This is a genomic window from Sphingopyxis sp. 113P3, from assembly GCF_001278035.1.
Classification (GTDB): Bacteria; Pseudomonadota; Alphaproteobacteria; order Sphingomonadales; family Sphingomonadaceae; genus Sphingopyxis.
Genome location: NZ_CP009452.1, coordinates 3,635,212 through 3,650,484, shown reverse-complemented (window position 1 = coordinate 3,650,484; position 15,273 = coordinate 3,635,212). Strand labels below are relative to the sequence as shown.

13 protein-coding genes and 2 tRNA genes are annotated in these 15,273 nt (G+C 60.9%); 5 read left to right on the top strand and 10 right to left on the bottom strand.

Annotated features, from left to right (window positions below; genetic code table 11):
- Positions 1–34: 34 nt before the first annotated feature.
- Positions 35–517, bottom strand: coding sequence for an AfsR/SARP family transcriptional regulator (locus LH20_RS17685; protein WP_053555352.1), 483 nt, complete (start codon positions 515–517; stop codon positions 35–37).
- Between the two features lie 323 nt (positions 518–840).
- Between LH20_RS17685 and LH20_RS17680 the strand changes: the two genes are divergently transcribed.
- Entirely contained in the window at positions 841–7,014 is a 6,174-nt protein-coding gene (locus tag LH20_RS17680; RefSeq protein WP_053555351.1) for an autotransporter domain-containing protein, read from the top strand.
- A gap of 89 nt (positions 7,015–7,103) precedes the next feature.
- Complete coding sequence (locus tag LH20_RS17675; RefSeq protein WP_158501164.1) at positions 7,104–8,633, top strand: class I SAM-dependent methyltransferase; 1,530 nt, start codon at positions 7,104–7,106, stop codon at positions 8,631–8,633.
- A 637-nt stretch (positions 8,634–9,270) separates the two neighbouring features.
- On the opposite strand, the gene LH20_RS23080 is transcribed toward LH20_RS17675, so the two are convergent.
- Positions 9,271–10,028 (bottom strand): IS5 family transposase gene (locus LH20_RS23080; protein ID WP_144423485.1). Its coding sequence is split into 2 segments (ribosomal slippage): positions 9,271–9,695 and positions 9,695–10,028, totalling 759 coding nucleotides; the frame shifts between segments, so codons are not numbered across the junction.
- 812 nt (positions 10,029–10,840) lie between these two features.
- Here LH20_RS23080 and LH20_RS17655 point away from each other — a divergent pair.
- Positions 10,841–12,046, top strand: coding sequence for an ISL3 family transposase (locus tag LH20_RS17655; RefSeq protein WP_083455476.1), 1,206 nt, complete (start codon positions 10,841–10,843; stop codon positions 12,044–12,046).
- A gap of 67 nt (positions 12,047–12,113) precedes the next feature.
- Here the strand turns inward: LH20_RS17655 and LH20_RS17650 are convergent.
- Together LH20_RS17650 and LH20_RS23425 are read right to left on the bottom strand one after the other, a co-directional pair.
- A tRNA-Glu gene (locus LH20_RS17650) sits at positions 12,114–12,189 on the bottom strand.
- Between the two features lie 17 nt (positions 12,190–12,206).
- A tRNA-OTHER gene (locus LH20_RS23425) sits at positions 12,207–12,341 on the bottom strand.
- A 91-nt stretch (positions 12,342–12,432) separates the two neighbouring features.
- Here LH20_RS23425 and LH20_RS17645 point away from each other — a divergent pair.
- Together LH20_RS17645 and LH20_RS17640 are read left to right on the top strand one after the other, a co-directional pair.
- Positions 12,433–12,639 carry a hypothetical protein gene (locus LH20_RS17645; protein WP_053555348.1) on the top strand — a complete coding sequence of 69 codons (207 nt, stop codon included), beginning with the start codon at positions 12,433–12,435 and terminating at the stop codon, positions 12,637–12,639.
- A 439-nt stretch (positions 12,640–13,078) separates the two neighbouring features.
- Entirely contained in the window at positions 13,079–13,282 is a 204-nt protein-coding gene (locus LH20_RS17640; RefSeq protein ID WP_053555347.1) for a hypothetical protein, read from the top strand.
- A 27-nt stretch (positions 13,283–13,309) separates the two neighbouring features.
- On the opposite strand, the gene LH20_RS23600 is transcribed toward LH20_RS17640, so the two are convergent.
- Genes LH20_RS23600 through LH20_RS17615 form a run of 6 tightly spaced genes read right to left on the bottom strand, consistent with a single transcriptional unit; the run spans position 13,310 to position 15,253 of the window.
- Positions 13,310–13,468, bottom strand: a complete 159-nt coding sequence (locus LH20_RS23600) for a hypothetical protein (RefSeq protein ID WP_158501163.1) — start codon at positions 13,466–13,468, stop codon at positions 13,310–13,312.
- On the bottom strand, positions 13,446–13,778 hold the full coding sequence (locus LH20_RS17635; RefSeq protein WP_053555346.1) for a hypothetical protein: 333 nt from the start codon (positions 13,776–13,778) through the stop codon (positions 13,446–13,448). The genes LH20_RS23600 and LH20_RS17635 overlap by 23 nt, the downstream gene beginning before the upstream one ends.
- The gene (locus tag LH20_RS17630; RefSeq protein WP_053555345.1) at positions 13,775–14,149 is read right to left on the bottom strand and encodes a hypothetical protein; all 375 of its coding nucleotides are present in this window, start codon (positions 14,147–14,149) and stop codon (positions 13,775–13,777) included. Before LH20_RS17630 ends, LH20_RS17635 begins: the two co-directional genes overlap by 4 nt.
- Positions 14,149–14,361 (bottom strand): hypothetical protein, encoded by a 213-nt coding sequence (locus tag LH20_RS17625; RefSeq protein WP_053555344.1) that lies wholly within the window; start codon positions 14,359–14,361, stop codon positions 14,149–14,151. The genes LH20_RS17630 and LH20_RS17625 overlap by 1 nt, the downstream gene beginning before the upstream one ends.
- Positions 14,358–14,897 carry a glycoside hydrolase family 108 protein gene (locus tag LH20_RS17620; protein ID WP_053555343.1) on the bottom strand — a complete coding sequence of 180 codons (540 nt, stop codon included), beginning with the start codon at positions 14,895–14,897 and terminating at the stop codon, positions 14,358–14,360. Before LH20_RS17620 ends, LH20_RS17625 begins: the two co-directional genes overlap by 4 nt.
- Positions 14,894–15,253 (bottom strand): hypothetical protein, encoded by a 360-nt coding sequence (locus LH20_RS17615; protein ID WP_053555342.1) that lies wholly within the window; start codon positions 15,251–15,253, stop codon positions 14,894–14,896. Before LH20_RS17615 ends, LH20_RS17620 begins: the two co-directional genes overlap by 4 nt.
- Between the last annotated feature and the right edge of the window lie 20 nt (positions 15,254–15,273).

Genomic DNA, 15,273 nt, shown 5'->3' with positions numbered 1-15,273 from the left:
TGGACGCGTTCCACCAGTGAGCAGGCTGATGCATTCAATCGAGACCAACTGAGGAATGATATTGCTTGCCGGCCAGAGGCATTGGTCCCGACAGGTCCGCAAGATTGTTGCGCATTTCCCGGAGCCACTCCTCGAAAGATTCCTCCCCCGCGATATCAATGCCCTCGAGAAACTCGCCCGAAGATCGCAACAGGGCGTCTTCGCTGCGAATATCGACATCGACGACGTTCAGATTGAGCCGAACGGTTCGCGAGGTCGCCTCAACGAGCGGGAAGGGCGATCCCGCGGTCAGCTTGCGCAGGCCATGGAGTTCACGGCGCAAGCTTGCTTGCGCCTGGCGTAGCTCGCGCGAGCCCCAAAGCTTATCCTGTATCCACGCGCGCCATCGCTCACCCGAATTGGCGCTGGCCAGAAGACCGAGCAGGGCAATCGCCTTTTTGCTGGTGACGTCAAGACGCTGTCCGTTCGGCGCAACCAATTGAAACGCTCCCAATAGCCGGAGCCGATAAAGGGCCATACCGTTTACCTCCACCCTCTTTCCCTTCTCCCGCGCAAGTAATGACACGATTCCCCGAGGGCGGATTAGGACGGCGCGAAAGGCGGGGGCAATGCCGAACAGGGTCGCGACGAATTAATAACGATAAAGAAACGCATAAGAAACGCGATAATCACGCTGAGCGAACGCAGCAATTGGCATTTGCCTCTTTGATCGATCAGGCGACTGGTCTGTATCAGGGGGAATACTTCGACTTCTAAGATTTTCACAGTTTTGATGGCCACGCTCATGCATCGGGCGCGGTGCGCCCATTCGCCATACTTATTTAAAGCAGAGGATAAAACATGACGACCAACTCCACTTCTTCCTTGCGCCGCTTCGCCAAGAGTGCGCTGCTGGTTTCAGCCGCCTTCCCGATTTCAGCGCTGATCGCGGACAGTGCGAACGCCGAGCAGACGGTGGAGGTGAGCGCCGCGGAAACGGCCGCGAGCGTCCAGGCGAAAATCGATGCTGCCAAGGCGGCGCCTGATCGCGACATCACGATCACCGTGACGTCCAAGGGTGAGGTGACGGGTCCCGGGACGATCGGGCTCGCTCCCGCGGCAGGACAGGGCGATGGCAAGATAGTCTTCGGTAACGCCGGCAGCATCGGCGATGTCGACAAGGCCGGCGCCGTGACCGATATCGTCGGCGTTGCTCTCGGCGGTTCGTCCGCGAAGGCCGATAACAAGCTGACCGCCACGAACAGCGGTCTCATCACAGGCGGCTTCTCGGCGAATGGGTTCGGCGGGACCGTCTCGCTCGACAATAGCGGGACGATTCACAATGGAATCAACATCCAGGGCCCCGGTAATCTTGCGCTGACCTCCTCGGGCGCCATTCGCTCGGGTGATGTCCTCCTTCAATCGGTCGCCAGCGTCACGTCGACCACGGCCGGCGACACGACGACTGAAGTCTACAAGAGCGGCGAGGTCAGTGCCGCCTTCGGCGACGTCGGGAGTGCTGACGGCAAGGTAAAAGGCGATGCGACCTTCATTGCGCAGGTCGGTAACGTCAACATCGAGGCGAAGGGTACGGCGGGAGACCTCGTGGGCTATTCAGGCGGCTCGACCGTCACCGTGGTCAACACCTCCTCCGCTCCGGTCGCCAGCAAATCGGTTGTGACCAGCGAAGGGAGCCTTGTCTACGAGGCCGGCACCGTCAAGATTGACACGGCTGCGACCAGCAAGCTCGATTCCGTCACGGGCGTCGCCAACGGTACCGTCGATATCGCAGTCGCCGGAAGCGTCGAAGGTGCTGTGAATGCAACTCCGGCGTATAACACCAACGCGGCGAACAAGACTGTCGTGACGCGCGACAGCAAGGACACCGTCGATCTGGTACGCGTCGATACCTACAGCAGCGCTGCGGTCACGGGCGATTCAACGATCAGCGTCACTGTGACCGGAGCTGTCGGCGGGGCGGCCAATGCCCAAGCGACGCGCGATGCGTCGATCGTCAACGCTGGCGAGGTCAAGGGCGCGCTGAATGCGACCGCAGGGGCGGGTTCCTCGACGAATGCCGGTAGCACGACGACGACGCGGAACGCCACCGGCAATCTGCTCACGATTGTGGACTCGAACAGCTCGGCAAGTGCGGCCGGCAAGGCTGGGATCGAAATTGCCGAGGAGGCTTCCGTTGGAGGGAGTGTGTCCGCCACGGCGACCAGCGATGCGTCGGTGAACAATGCCGGCGCAGTCGCTGGCGCCGTGGCGGCTCGGGCCGGCAACGGCTCCCAGTCGACTTTTGATCAGACGCAATCTTATGACGGTAAGGGCGTTCAGCTCGGCCTCACCACAAGGTCGACGAATGCGCCATCCGCAGGCAACGCTTCGGTGGTGATTGCCGAAACCGGGTCGGCGGGCGGCACCGTGCTTGCATTCGCGACCAACGATGCCTCGGCGGAGAATAGCGGTTCGGTCGGCGGCAATCTCAACGCTACGGCAGGGAACGGCACGGCCAGCGTTACCGAGCAGGCGCTCGTGTTCGACAGCACCGGCGCACTTGTTCTTAGCGATGTCTATGAGGAGACTTTTTCACGCTCGAAGGGCAATGCCAGCGTCATCAATGAAGCGCGCGGCAAGGTCGAAGGCTTGGTCAATGCGAGTGCGACCGAGGATGTCTCCGTCACCAATGCCGGTACGATCGGAGGAGGCGTGAATGGGGCTTCGTCGGGCAACGACACGACTTATGGCCGCACCATCCTGACCGCCGCTCCGGTTGTCGACGCCACCGCCGGGACGACGACCACCAAGTACAGCTATGCTGACGAATCGACCAATACGTCCTCAACGGGCAAGGTCGAATTCACCAACGCAGCCGGTGGGATCGTCGGCTTCAACAGCGCGGGGGATGTAAATCTGACCGCAGGCGGCGATATCACGATCCTCAACCAAGGTGAGGTCCGCGGCTCGACCTATGCCGCGAGCGGTGGCAGCGCATCGTCAAGCGGCAGCACGTATGCCTCGACGACTGTGCTCGACGGCAAGGGTGGAACCAGTTTCACCGAGGAGCGGACACAAAGCGATGTATACACCGCGACAGGCGGGAACGTCACTGGCACCTATGCCGGGGCAAATGGCACGACGAACTTCTTCCCCGCCGCGATAGGAAACGTGACGCAGGTTGCCGATCTGGCGAGCACCGTGAACGCGACCGGAGCGATCTTCGGCAACGTCAGCTCGGTGGCGGGCAATTCAGGGGTGGCTAACACGTCATTTGAGAGCAGTAGCGCCGCGACGACCGTTCTCGATGTCGACGGCTCGGGCGCTTATACGGGCAAATTTAGCTCCGAATCGTCGTCGGCTATGGTCGCCGGGGGTGACAGCAAGGTTATCATCGCGGGGCAGGTCGCGCGCAGTAACGCAGGCGGCAGCGCCAGTGTCACTTCGCAGGGTGTAAACTCCTCGACGGTGGTCGTCAGCGGCTCGGTTGCAGACAATGTGGCCAGCAACGCCTTGGGCGCAGCGGCCCAGACCTCGGACGAGTCGGGCAACATCGCCCAGACAATCACGAAGGGAAGTTACGTCACGGACGAACTCACCACGAAAACCAGTGGCACCTTAGTCGTCTCAGACGGTGCGAGCTCGGTTGTGATCGACGGTAAGGCAACGGCAAGCCAGGATACCGTTGGCGGGTCGGTTACCGTCAATGGCGTAGGGTCGGCCTCGGCCGAAGTTGGAGCCAAGGCGATCGTCGGCGGCAATCTCTCGGTCAGTGCCAACAATGGCATCGACAGCGAGACTTCGACCGCGCGGTTGTATGTCCGCGATGCGACCACTGGAGTGGCGACGGCTTCGGAAAATTCGAGTGCAACCTATGGCGCCGCGGCAGCTCAAGGCGATGCTTCGGCGACGATCGAGGGCACCGTCAAAGGCGGTACATCTGTAAATGCGGGCCGCGGCGATGCGACCGTCACCTTGACGGGCGTCTCGGAAGACTATGTGAGCGCGCTTGCCGCAAGCAGCGTCACCAAGTCCGAGGCGGCGCGCGAATGGACAGGCAACACCAAATCGTCGTCGGATGATTTCGGCACGCTCGTCGGAGGCCTCTCGGGCCGGACCTTCGAGGAAAGCGTCTCAACCCAAACGACCACGATCGGCGGCAAGGCGACAGTGCTGGTCGACTCCGCGCAGGCGCTCAAGGACAAAGCGGCCGCTGCCACCGATAACGTCTATGCGGCAGGCGTCAGCGGCGCTTCGGTCACGATCACTAATGGATCGATCGTGACCAGCGACGTCGGTGCTGAAAGCTATGTGTTCAACTCCGTCGATACCAACACGACGAGCGACGACGGCAAGGGCACGGTGAACCTCACGAGCTCGACGACGACCACGATCGTCGGCGGTCCGGCCACGATTACCAACGCGGGCTTGATCGGCGATGATGCACGCGCCGCTAGCGCAACCTCGGCGACGGTCAGCAATACGGGTCAGATTGGCGACGTGGCCAGCGCGAGCGCGATCGTTATCGGTTCAAACGCGACCAGCGCGACGACCAACTTTGGCAAGGCCTCGTTGCAGTCGGTCACCGAGACCTTCACTCCGGTCGTGGCGCTCGGCACGGCCAGCGTAACGAACGCTGAGGGTGCCACGATCGGGGGCGATATCTTCGTCGACGCCGGCGAAGGCACGGTGACGAACGATGGAACGGTCGCCGGCACCACCGTCCTCGGCCGAAATATTGACACGGCATCGGTCACCGAGGTTCGCACCGATACTTCGACCGACACCAGCTACACGCCGGCAGCCGCGCTTCTTGCTCAGACCTATACGGTGAACCAGAATGGCGTTGCAGGGGGCTTTGCGGTCATCGGCGGTCTCGACAATGATCCAACCGGCGAGGGGGCGACGCTGACCAGCGATGTGAAGGCGACGATCAACCTCAATTCGGGCTCGGCGACGCTTGGCAGCATCACCGGCGAGCGCGATGCAGACGGTAACAGGACAACCAATACCACGGTCAATCTGGTCGGCTCGGGCTTCCTTGGCGCCGATGCGATCCTCTACCCGAACCAGAGCTGGCCGCTCGGCGATGACAGGCCCAATCCGCTGCTCTCACTCGGCAAGGACGCACAGACCCATTTCGGTGGCTCGAACTATCAGGTTCGCGTCGTCGGCGTCGAGACGTTGAACAAAGAAGGCGCGGGCACGTTCGTGATCAACGGCGCGCCCTATGACCCCGGGCTCCCGGGCGATGAGCCTGCCTACACGCTCGATGTCGGCAACTTCAACATCAATGCGGGCGAGATTCAGCTAACGACGAGCCAGTCCGACGGCGCTGAATTCGGTGTGCGCGGCAACATAAACAACGCCGCGACGCTCGTCGTCGGTCGCCGCATCACGCCGGGCCAGAACCTGTTCGGCAACAGCCTGGTTGGCCAGACCGAACTGATCGACGGCATCACCCTCCGTCAGGTCGGCGACTTCAATCAGAGCGCGGAGGGCACAATCATAGTTGGCGTCACGCCGACGCTGATTCGTGTACAGCGAAGCGAGGTTTCGGGTGGGGCGAGCCTTCCCGAGCCGCTCGGTCCGGTGGCAGGCGGCGTCTATGTCGGCTACTTTACTACGCCGCAGGCGCTCGGCTATGATGCCGATAACTCGCGCGTCGACATCACCGGTAACTTGAACCTGGCCGGCAACGTCGCGGTGAACGTCTATCGTGACAGCCTCTACGCCAATGGCGACGGCTACACGTTGTTTACCTACACCGGTACGGGAGCCGTCTCGGCGGCGGCAATGCCGACGCTGACCTCGCCCTATGTAGGCTTCTCGCTGGTGCATGACACGACCACGAAGGAAGTGCGCCTCGAGGTGAAGCGCAGCAGCTATGCGGGCGGCGCGACCAACTTGAACTCCGTCGCTGCGGCGGTCGGCCTAGACACGGCACTGAACTCGGCGATCGGCCGCATCCGGAACGATGCGGCGGGCGGCGCAGGTTTCGCGTCGGTGACCGAACTTGGCTATGCACAGGACATCGCCAATGTCGCGACCGCGCTTGACTTCCGCCTGTCGTCGGATCAGGCGGCCGCGCTTTTCAACGAACTGTCTTCGGGCGAGATCTATGGTTCACTCGCGGCCGTCGATCAGAATGGTGTCTTCGGACAGACGCTGGACATGCTCGCGAACCGTCGTTCGGTCGGGGGCGACTTTGCGACACAACTTTGGCTAAACCCGGTGGGCAACTGGGCGAAGTTTGGTGACGGCGATCCCTATGGTGCTTCGAACATCCGCGCGAACAGCTACGGTCTCGCGGGCGGTCTCGACTTCGCCTACGCGCCGAGTGGCGCCTTCGGATTCGGCGGCGCTTATGCCGAGCACGACATTGCCGCGCGCGGCACGCCGGAAGCGGTCGACGGCCGAACCTGGACTGTCGGTGCCTATGTCACGCAGGGCTTCGGGCCGATCTATGCTAACGCAAAGCTGGCCTTTGGCTGGACCAACTACGACGCAACCCGCACGATGAGCCTCTTGGCCCGGACCGCGGAAGCCTCGATAAACGCCAAGCAACTCGATGCAAGCGTCGAGGTCGGCTATGACTATCGCACCGGCAATGTGACGGTCACACCTTATGGCAAGCTGGTTCTGCGCCGTACCTCGCTGGAAGGCTTCACCGAAAGCGGTGCAGGCGCCTTCAGTCTGGATGTCGAAGGCCGGGCGAAGACGGTCTTCTCGCCGGTGCTTGGCGTGAAGCTCAGCACCGAAACTGAAGTCTCGGACAGCGTTACGCTTCGTCCCTTCGCCAAGGCGTCGTACACCTTCCAAGGCGATCTGCCGAACGATGTGACGGTGAGCTACATCGGCGGCGGCGACAAGTTCGTCCTTCGAGGTGCCCAGCCCGACAGTTACGGCACGGTCGAAGCCGGTTTCGAGGCGACGGTAGCCGACCGGCTCAATCTGTTCTTCACCGGCAGCCAAATCTTCGGCGGAGACAATAAGGTTACAGGCCTTCGCGGCGGTGTGACTTTCCAGTTCTAAACTGACCTAGGCGTCCACTGGGGAAATCCACGTGGGGGGGGCGTGCCTCGCGCACGCCCCCCTTTTTTGGCCTTTTTGGGAGAATGGATATGTGGAACGCGGGCTACGTCTCGGAAGTCGACTATATCTATGGATATTTTCCCGAGCTCGCTCCGGTCCGACTCAAGCTCGCGCTTCTCTCGCGCGGCATCTCGCACGATGTGGGGGAGCGGCCGAACTATCTCGAACTCGGGTTCGGGCAGGGCTTGTCGCTGAACATCAACGCCGCGACCTCGTCGGGCTCGTTCTTCGGCACCGATTTCAACCCCTCGCATGCGGCGTACGCACGGCAGGTCGCGCGCGCTGGCGGAAAATCACTCAGCATCTTCGACGACAGCTTCGAGGAGTTCGCCCGCCGCGATCTCCCGCAATTCGATATCATCGCGCTGCACGGCATCTGGTCGTGGGTGAGCGGTGAGGCGCGCGACGCCATCGTCGAGATCGCACGGACCAATTTGAAGCCCGGCGGCATTCTCTACATCAGCTATAATTGCAAGCCGGGCTGGGCGCCGATTGAGCCGCTGCGCCACCTGCTCAACCTTCACGCATCAAAGGCCGCAACCGGCGGCCTTCTCGCGCGAGTCGAGGAATCGCTCCAGTTCGTGAGACGTATTGTCGAGACCAATGCCGGCTATTTTGCGCAATATCCTGCGATCGGAAACATGATCGGTGGGCTCGAGAAGCTCGATCGCAACTATGTCAGCCATGAGTATTTCAACCGACATTGGCTGCCCGAATCCTTTTCGGAGGTCTCCGAGCGTCTTGCGGAAGCCAAGCTCGACTTCGCTGCATCGGCTAGCCTGATAGATAATATGCCGGGGCTTGGTGTGCCGGCGCACTGCCAGGAACTTCTGGCGGGCATCTCGGATCCCGCACTCTACGAGACAACGCGCGACTATCTCGTCAACCGCCAATTTCGACGAGATATCTTTGTCAAGGGCAAGCGGCAGATGACTACGGGTGAAATTGGGGACGGGATGGAGGAATATAGTTTTCTCGCACTCGCCGACACGAATGAGTTGCCGCTATCCCTCGCCACCGCGGCGGGATCGGCAACGCTGCGCGAGGAAGTCTACAAGCCTGTCTGGAAAGCTCTGATGGCCGCGAAGGGAGCGATCACTCCGTTCGGGACACTTGCCGCCGCGGTCGCACGCGACGGTGTCACGCGAACGCAGCTCGCCGAAGCCCTGTTCGTCCTGACGGGCAGGGGAGATATCGCGCCTGCCGCCCAGTCGGCGACGCCCGACGATGACTTGGTCGCGTCGATCGCGCTCAATCGAGAACTATGCCGGCGATCAAAATATAGCTCCGGCGCCAATAGTCTCGCGGCCCCGCGCATCGGCGCTGCTGTCACGGTCTCGCGTGTGCAGCAGTTGATCCTGCTCGCCCTCTCTGAAAGTATCAGTGACGTTGAGGCCACCGTCTGGGACTGGCTGTCTTCTCAAGGTGAACGCCTCATCAGTGACGGGCGAGCCTTGGAGACTGCTGAGGAAAATATTGAGGAAATTCGCAAACTTCGAAAAGATGTATCGGGGCGGATATTGCCGCTGCTCCGACGTGTGGGAGCAATGCCCGAATAGCCGGTAAAACGGGCCCTAATCAATCCGTAGATTAACCGAAAGCTTATTTTATTGAAGAGTAAAGTTTTTTTAGGGTGGAAGAAAGCAGAGAATGAAGACAAGGTAAATTGGATAACGCGGAAGGGCGATGCTCCTATCTCGCGACAGGGCGCGATCACATGGGTGAAGATTTGAGCGGGATTCCTTGTCGACAAGGGGCCATGCTCATACTTGGCGTAGGGGATTGGTTCATGTCGCATCCCATAGCGGTGCGGAAGCGGTTTCGCTTTTTCGACGATGTTTATCCATCGCCCGACCGGCAGGTTCAGGCGGTAAGACGGCATCCACGAGCACATTTCTACCGGCTGACATTTCTCGGCGCGTTTCAGTTAATCGCGCCTGATGGTCAGCGTATCGAAATCGGGAGCAAGAAGGCGATTGCACTGCTTGCGCTACTCGCTACCGCGCCTACGGGCGAACGGTGGCGGTCCTGGGTTCAAGAGAAACTATGGGGCTCGCTTGATACGCGTGCGCAGGCCGGACTCCGGCGCGAATTACACCGACTTCGCAAGCTGACGACGCCGTACAACGTTGAGCTCTTCTACGCTGATTTCCGAACGATTAGGCTCAATCTCACCGCTCTAGGGTCGAGACTCAATCACAGCCAGAAGGCGACGGCAGCGGCGAGGCTTACGGCGGATAGGAAGTTGCGGGCGAGCTTGTCGTAACGAGTAGCGATGCGGCGGAAGTCCTTGAGGCGGCAGAACATGGCCTCGACCCGCCAGCGGTCCTTGTAGCGGCGTTCGTCATACTGGATCGGGCGCTTGCGGTTGCGCCGTCCGGGGATCACCGGGATCGTGCCCTGCTCTCGTAAGGCGGCCCTGATGCGGTTCGCGTCGTAGCCACGGTCGGCGATCACCCGCTTCATGCCGATAGTTTCACCGATCAGTAGGTCTGCGCCTTTCACATCAGATGTGTTGCCGGGCGTCAGGACGAGGCGCAGTGGTCTTCCGAGAACATCGACAAGCGCGTGGATCTTCGTTGTCCTGCCTCCACGCGAGATGCCAATGGCATTGGCCCGCGCCCCCCTTTTGCGCCACCGGCAGAGCGGTGAGCCTTGATGTAGCTGCTGTCGATCTGGCCGGTCTCCGCGATCCAGCCTTGCTCGGTCAGCGCCGCCAGGATGCGCGTCCAGATGCCGCGGCGGCTCCACCGGTTCCAGCGATTGTAGACCGTCGTCGAAGGGCCGTATTCGGACGGGCAGTCCGCCCAGCGGCCACCACACTTGAGCATGTGGATGATGCCCGAGATCACCCTGCGATCATCGACCCGCCGCGCTCCGGGCTGGTTCTTCGGCAGGTGGGGCTCGATCGCCCGCCATGCTTCATCCGACAGCCAGAACAACGAACGCGACATCTCCAACAGCCTCCTGCTTCAGTGGAGACTCCCTGAATCAATGTACACGCCGATTTTCAAGAGGCTGATTGAGTTTGGACCCTAGAGACCGATATTCGAGACAGTAGCGTGACAAACGCCGCGTCGTTTCTTGAAGGCCTCGACCTCGCGGGTGAAGATAATTTTGAGGACTGGTTAAGGGAAATGCGATGCAATCTCCCTAACTGTCTCAAGGCTGTCGATAATGAGCGCATGCTGAGGGATGCAGACCATCGACTTTTTTGGCCCTTCCCTGACGGTGATGCGAGACTCTAGGCAAAACGCAAATTCATGCGATGCGATTTTGCTTTGCGGTTTCGATGCTGAGGGCTCCATCGGGTCGCGCGCGTCTCATCCTCACCGTACAATGCTCCAAACCTTGGCTTTTTCTGCCGTCGTCTCGCACGCGCAGATGTATCAGCAAGGTATGACTGGCCTCGCGCCCGCAAGCCGTAATCCGTCCGTTTCACACTTTCCCAAGATAGCCAGCCCTGTGGGGGCAAAGTCGGTCGACCCGCTCAGTCCAGCCGACAACAGGCGGTCGCTTGTATCTCGACTTGCAGCTGGAATCCCACGCAAACAGTCGTGAAGACGTCGCATCGACCTCCTCTATAATCGCCGAGGAATGCCACGGTATGCAGTGGCGCTGATGGACAACACCAAAGCCCGGACCAACTATTTTAAGGTGGAAAATCGCCAATGTTAGGCAGCACAGCCCAACTAGTCTTGGCTCTTCCTCGTGAACGGGGGATGAGGGAAATTGGGTTAGACTTGTCATAGGAAGGACAAGTCTGATGAAGAAGAAGGCTGATCAGGGAATCGACGGCATATTAGGGCTGTCGGATGTTGAGATTGTCCGTGTCGAGCGGCGACGCGACATTCGTGTGTGGGCGCGGCCAACGAAGCGGCCTGTTTGCCTTTATTGCGGCCACGGGGGGCTGCGGATCAAGGCGACTTATGAGCGCGAGCTCAAGCACACGCGTCAAGGCAACCAGATCCTGATCGTGCACCTTGCGGTGCCCAAATATCATTGTGCCGGTTGCGGCCGCTATTTCCGTCATCGCTTTTCGGGCATCCGTCCGCGCTATCGCGCGACGGAGACGTACCGTCTTGAGGTCTTCGACGGTCACCACGGAGGCATCAGCCAAAGCCAGTTGACGAGCACCCATGCGATCGGCAGTGCAACCATCGAGCGCTGGTATCATCATTTCATCGAACAGCGCGTCTCGGAGCTGTCCGGTCGGACCTGCCCGCAGGTCCTGGGGATCGACGAGCATTTTTTCTCGCGCAAGAGAGGCTATGCGACGACATTTGTCGATCTGAAGAATCACAAGGTCTACGATGTCGTCCCGGGACGCTCGGAAGACAGTTTACGAAGCTATTTGCGAAGGTTGCCAGGGCGCGACAAGGTCAAGGTCATCGTGATGGACCTGTCGGAAACCTATCGCGCAATCGCCCGCAAATATTTTCCGAACGCGAAGATCGTCGCCGATCGCTTCCATGTCATTCGGCTGCTCAACCAGCATTTCCTCGAAGGATGGAAGCGCTTCGATCCCGAGGGCCGAAAGAATCGCGGGCTGCTCAGTTTGATGCGGCGCCATCGATGGAAGCTAAGCGAAGAACAGCGCAAAAGGCTGGCCGTCTACCTGAAAGCCAATCCGGTGCTCGAAGCCCTCTACACTGCCAAGCAGGACATGGCCCTCCTGCTGACGCAAAAATCCCTCAATGCCAAAAAGGCCAGCCAGCTTATCCCCGACCTGCTCAGGATGATCGATCAGTTCGCCGCCAGCCCCCTCAAGTCCCTCGCCGATACCCTGACCAGCTGGCTCGAGCCCGTCGCCCGCATGTGGCGCTTTTCCAGGAACAATGGAATCACCGAGGGCTTTCACACAAAGATGGAGATGATCTCGCGCCGCGCGTTCGGCTTCCGCAACTTTCACAACTACCGCTTGCGCGTGCTCGCTCTTTGCGGTTGGAATGGCGTCATCAATCGGGTCTGATCCACCCTCATCCCCCGTTCACGGGGAAGAGCCGAAACCCGACTGCTTGATATCGAGCGCGGCATAATGGTGACCCCTACGGGACTCGAACCCGTGTTTCAGCCGTGAGAGGGCCGCGTCCTAGACCGCTAGACGAAGGGGCCGTATCGACGATCGAGAATGGTGACCCCTACGGGACTCGAACCCGTGTTTCAGCCGTGAAATCACAATCTTCAATAAAATCAAAGACTGTTCCCCCACGGGGCACGGTTTTGAGCCCACAGGTTTCCGCCGCTTCTCGTCGACTGGGGGAACCCATAGGGACAGGATGGGCACGACGCAAGCTTGTCTTTTGTTCCCCTAATGTTCTACATCGAGGTCATGGACGATTCGGAACGGATGATCGGATGGTGAAGCACGATCGATATGCCTGGAACAAACCGGAGCCGCGAGACTATCGCTGGCGCTGCGGCCCGCGCCAGAGCCGCTGGTTCAAATCCTATCGCGCCGCGGCGAATAGCGCGGTGCGGAATGGCCTCGCCTGGTGGGAGGGCGAGCGGCTCCTCGAAGGGCCGCTGCTTGTCATGGAAGAGCGTGAGCGCGCCGCCGAGTAGCGCCAGTTACATTCAAATTGAACACGTCTCGAATCGCCAGCACCGCTCTCTTTCCATAAGATCGAACCCGGCTGGTCGGCTCCTGCCTTGAGAAGCGGGCGCCTCAGGGCGCGGCGTTGGGCCTCGATCGAGGGTCGCGTCCGCCAGCCACCCAGGGCGACGAGGCGCCCGATGCCAGCGACAAACCGAATCAATATATCGACGAGTCGAGTCATCGATCCGGCGTTTCCATCTTGCCCGAATCAGGGATGCCCACTTAGCAAGGTGGGGATGTTTCCTGAAATGAGAAAGCCCAGCGCTGCAACGCCGGGCTTTCGATCAGGGAAGTCCCGCAAAACTGGTCTGGGACGCGGGACTGGAGAAACCTGACAGCTGCCGTGTTACACGGCGGTGTTTCCTCGTCAAGTCTCAGATCGCGCCATCTCCAAGGAGAAAAAGAGTGGCGGTCAATGACGAGAATGGGGGCAAGCGCCCCCGCGCAAAACTGACTGACGAAGTTATCCGTATCATTCTGGAAAGGCTCAAGATGGGCCACTTTCAGCATGACATCGCGGCTGACCTCGGCATCAATCAGGGGCGAGTGTCGGAGGTCAATACCGGCAAGCGCGGCGGAGGCCAGTTCCGCCAAGGATCCCTGTTCTAACCTACGGGGGCGGGCTTCGGCTCGCCCCTACTTCACCGCTTCGCAGAGCCGCCGCCAGACGGCATTGTGCTCGATCAGATCCTTCACCGTCTCGTCGGTGTCGAACGCATTGCCCGGGTCATCCTGCCCGGGCTCGGCCGCGACCGAATATTTGACCTCGCGATCATTCAGGCAGAAATCGCTCACAGTTCGCAGGGTTTCGCGCTGACCGCACGCACTCGTCATAAGCAGCACGGCTACGCTGATCGCGAACAGCGGCGCGCGTTTCGTTGGCAGTCTGGACATTCTCAAGGGCCTTTCCTTGGGCTTCGGCGCGCTCGGCGGTGACACCCGCCTTCACGCCATCGCTGCGCGCATCTTCCACCGTATCGTTGAACCACCAGACCACGCCCCCGATGAGGGCAGCGGCGATCAGCGCGACAATCCCCCACGCCGCGAGCTTCGCGAAGCGTTCGCCGACGAGGCGGGTTGCGAGGGGGAGCAGGAGGGATATCATCCCTCACCCTTTCCGGGAATTGTCGGCATGACGCTCAGGTCGAGCATTCCGGTGTTCTCGCCGCACCAGACCATCAGCGTCTTGGCGACGCGGCCTTGCGGCTTTTCAGTCCATTCGTCCCGCGCGTAGCATCGCCCGGTTACGCCACTGATCGCGCCGACCAGCCGGCGGACCAGCTCATCGGGGTCCGCGACGCCATGCTCGACCCAAGGGACGGCGACCATGTCTATGTCGCGGTTGAGCGAACCGTGAACGGTGATCGCATAGCCGACGTCTTTGGCGGTGCGACGCATCGGAGGCAGGATCAGGTCGAGCAGTGCGCGGTTATAGGCACCCTGCACAATATCGTCGGCGTCGGTGCGGTCGCGCATTAACCCTCACCCCCTTCCGCCGAGGCCTTGCCGAAGTAATAGCCCACAACGAGCCCCGCGAGCGTATTCACGCCGCCGATCAGTTGGATGATGCTGTCGCGATTGTCAGCCGGGATCGCGACGAAGGTCATCACCACCACTGCGCCCCCGAAGAGCGCCAGGACAAGCAGCGCGATAAGGAAGCGTTGGATGTTGCGATTGAGCCAGGTCATATCGCCACCCGGTCCAGCCACCCGAACATGAAGGTTTCGTTTGCCTGCCTCCCCTCGCAGAGCTCGACGTAGCGCGCGCCCTGGAGAGCGTTGAGCAGTGCCAGCAAGCGACGCTCACCTTCCTTGCCGCGCTTCGCCAGGTACGCGGTGAGCGCGCTCCGCGTGCCCGGACCGGCCGCCCCGTCGACGGCAATGTCAGCATAGTCCGCGCCGCGGCGATTGAGGGCGTTGAGAGCGCGCTGTAGGAAACGCGTCGCGACGGCCGGCCCCATGTTGACGCCGGTGTCGACGAGCTCGGCGGCGATGGACGGCGAGAGGACCGCGATCTTGTCGAAGCCCGGCTTCACGACATAGGTGTTGAGATAGATCTGCTTCGCCGTGGCGCGGGGCAGGTCGCGCATCGGTCCGTTATAGCCGTGCGCGCGGGCCGTGGTCTTGGTGATGCCCCAGTTGGTCTCGCCGCCCCGATCGTCGGGATTGTTGACGTAGCGCCCTTCGGCGCGGAGCACTGCCTCGATGATGTCGTCGGTCGTCATTTCATCAATACCCCTTTGATTGCGACCAATGCCCCGAAGATCGAGCCGAGTATCGCCATACTGATCGGGTGATTGAGGATGCGGCCCCAGGTCGAGCGCTCACCCCGCTGCTCGCTGCGCCACGTCTCGAGGGAGTCGACGCGGTCTTCGACCTTTGTCAGCCGCGCCTCGTTTCGGTCGCGGCGCTCGATCGTGTGCCGGTTCTCCGCTTCCATGCGCGCGAGTTGCTGCTGGACGTTGGACATCGTGGCGTTGAAGCGATCGACACTGTCCGACAGCCGTCGCACCTGTTCGATAAGCATCTGTTGCGCCGCGGCGTCAGTCTGCATTGGCATCATGATCGGGGCGTCAGGCATGTGCGAGGCCTTCGGTTGCG